The sequence below is a fragment of the Luteimonas sp. A534 genome, from assembly GCF_054072805.1.
Window position 1 is genome coordinate 1 of the sequence record NZ_JBSVRR010000018.1, and the last position, 2887, is coordinate 2887.

Below are 2887 nucleotides of genomic sequence, written 5' to 3' on the forward strand. Positions count from 1 at the left end.
CCCCGAGGAACGAATGGGCCGCGCCCAAGGCCACGGCGAGAACTGCTGCGAAGTAGAGAAGTCCTTCCATAGCCGCCTAACGCCTGAGTTAAGCCGAACCGCGTAGTGGAGCCAAAGGCTTGGCAAGCTTTTCCTGCCATGCCTTTGGTGTAACGAAGCGGTTTCGGCTTGAACGAATTGTTAGGCCGCAGCTTGCCACAATGGCGAGCCCTGCCGTCATGAACCCTAATTGCTTTCAGCAGCATCCGGCGCCAACCCGGTCGGCAGAAAGAAGTGCACGTACCCGCAGTGTGCGCAGACGGCACAGTTGGCAACACGATTGGCGAACTCGACGTTGAAAAGCGTAGCAGCCGGCGTATGGAGCTGCACATGATGCTCCCAGAACTCTGCGTGCTGGCACACCTGGCAGCGCAGATCATGGCCGTGAACGGTGACAGGTCCGTATTGACGCTCCATGCCAGTACTGGAACGGAACAGTTTGCCGAGTCCGAACATGCAACCTTTCCCCTGATCTATGCGCCGATGTACGGCATAGTTCGACCGCGGCCTAACGCCTGAGTTAAGGGGTGCCGCGAAGCGGCATCCCCTTGAACGAATTGTTAGGCCTCATGGCTGGCAAACCACACGAATAGATTTGATGGTGCCATGAGACGCAGGGATCTGGAGCCAACAGGGCGACTCCGTACTGTAGTACTCCAGGAACTCTCCGGTCTCCCCGGTCGCTAGCTCAGGTTGTCCGAAGTCCCTCGTTGCGGCTGCAACCGGCATGCCAGGACACACGCCTGAGGGAGTGCAAGCGGTGGGCCCCGTAGCGGTGAGCTCAAAAACACGACGAGCACGTCCAGGAGTCGGGTTCTCCATCCAGCCCACAAGGACCGTAAGGCCCGGGTACTTGAGCGCCCAGCCTTCGCCCGTGTCGGACGTGTCGATCGGCTTTCCCAACTTAGCTACGACCTCTTCCTCAGTGTCGCCGAGCAGGACGCCGCCAACTCCAAGATCGAGATCGCGAACGCCAGCCGTTGCGCAGCCCACTAGAAGAGAAAGTACGAGGACGACGATGCTTCGCATGGGGCCTAACGCCTGAATTAAGCCGACCCGCAGCGCGAAGAACAGGAGAACGACGCGTTTGCCGATGCGACGGTGTCGCCGAAGCCGCGAAGCGGGTTCGGCTTGAATGAATTGTTAGGCCCCGCTTGCCAACACAACTGCAAGGCCGATGATGCCGATGGCTGCAACGATTGCAAGCAAAAGCCGACTATGTGCGGGAACAGGACGCGGCGCAGCGGCTGGCTGAGCAGCAAAGCCACGCGACAGCATGACGCTATGTGCTCGCGGCAGATCCGAAGCACTAGCAAGCCAAACCCCAATGGAGGATGGCGTGCTGCCCGGGAGGTAGCCGGCTAGCCCTGCAGAGTGGGAGCCGGATACATGATTGGAGATGCCAGCCTCGATGAGCGCATGTGAGAGCTCTTGGGCGCGTGAAAGATCGCCGGTTGAGTAGATGATCTCCATAGGGGCCTAACGCCTGAGTTAAGCCGAACCGCGTAGTGGAGCCAAAGGCATGGCAAGCTTTTCCTGCCATGTCTTTGGTGTAACGAAGCGGTTTCGGCTTGAACGAATTGTTAGGCCTACCGTACCTCAACTTCCAAGTACCAGCTTGCGTACGGTGTGTTCTTGACCAAGTGCCGATTGAAGTCCTTGGTTCCGTCGGTCCACCAAACAGGACCGCGCTCGCCCAGGGAGATCTTGGCTGAATTCACTGCGCTACGAGCCACAGCGAGCCGCTCTTGATCTCGGGCTCGACCGGCCGCTTTGACTTCCCGGCGCGCATTCATGAGGTCGCCTACGAGCTTAGAACGAACGTCGGGCGCGAGGCTCGGGTTGGCAGCTCGCCACAGACGGCCGCGAACCACGAGGTAGCGACCATCAGGGGTGATGAGTGGTTCCAAGTAGGCCTAACGCTTGAGTTAAGCCGACCTACGTAGCGTAGCCGACAACATGGCAAGCTTTACCTGCCATGTTGTGGGTGTAGCGAAGCAGGTTCGGCTTGAACGAATTGTTAGGCGCACGCCGAGGTAGCTCGCCTATTGTGGGTTATGAATGTTCACCAAGATCTTACGACGGAAGACAGACTCAAAACCATTGTACGGAAGAGAGTGCCCTTGGAGCTTAGCCAAGATTTCTTGTCGAATTGGCTCAGGAAAATCGCAGTCCTTTAGCGCCACTGAGGACACGAAACCGCTAGGCAATTGAGTAATTTCCGCGGTACATACAGTCGCGCTTGGCCAAGCGACGTCTTGAAGAGCTGCTTGGATGTCTGTGTCAATTGATTCAGCATAAACACGCCCTAGCTCATGCTGCCGGTTCTGAAGTTGTGCGCCCGAAGGAGATTCAGGCGTACCACGCGTACCTCCCGAAAGAGCCACAGGAAGCATTACCTTGTACTGAAAGGCATCGCCGCAGTCGGCGGGAGCGAACATAAGGCCAAAAGCCCAGTTACGAGCGGCGCGGTCTACAAGACGATTGCGGGAACTTTGGGCAAACATGACATCACGAATGAGTCCTTCCTCTCCTACGGTGAGGACTAATTTGAGTTCACGGTTGTAGTGCTGTTCTTTAGTTGCTAGTAGGATCAAGTCCTTCGGCGGCTTATACACAATCGTGGCTAGCTTAGCGCAGGCTGGATTGGCATCTTCTTGTGGCGGGGTGTCTAGTTGTTGCGCTGAAGCGCTCGTTGTTAGTACCAAGAGCAAGGCTGCAATGCACTTCATCTACGACCCCTTTGAATGTGTGTGCGGGCGCCTAACGCCAGAGTTAAGCCGAGGCGCGTAGTGGAGCGAAACACATGGCAAGCTTTACCTGCCATGTGTTTTGCGTAACGAAGCGG

General features: G+C 57.2%; 3 protein-coding genes. All 3 read right to left on the bottom strand.

What is annotated here, in order from left to right; translation table 11 throughout:
- Positions 1–225: 225 nt before the first annotated feature.
- The 3 genes from ACW5F0_RS14675 to ACW5F0_RS14685 all read right to left on the bottom strand — a co-directional run bounded on the left by ACW5F0_RS14675 (position 226) and on the right by ACW5F0_RS14685 (position 2771).
- Positions 226–495, bottom strand: a complete 270-nt coding sequence (locus ACW5F0_RS14675; RefSeq protein ID WP_457000035.1) for a hypothetical protein — start codon at positions 493–495, stop codon at positions 226–228.
- A gap of 1133 nt (positions 496–1628) precedes the next feature.
- Positions 1629–1949 carry a hypothetical protein gene (locus ACW5F0_RS14680; RefSeq protein WP_457000036.1) on the bottom strand — a complete coding sequence of 107 codons (321 nt, stop codon included), beginning with the start codon at positions 1947–1949 and terminating at the stop codon, positions 1629–1631.
- A 135-nt stretch (positions 1950–2084) separates the two neighbouring features.
- The gene (locus ACW5F0_RS14685; RefSeq protein WP_457000037.1) at positions 2085–2771 is read right to left on the bottom strand and encodes a hypothetical protein; all 687 of its coding nucleotides are present in this window, start codon (positions 2769–2771) and stop codon (positions 2085–2087) included.
- Between the last annotated feature and the right edge of the window lie 116 nt (positions 2772–2887).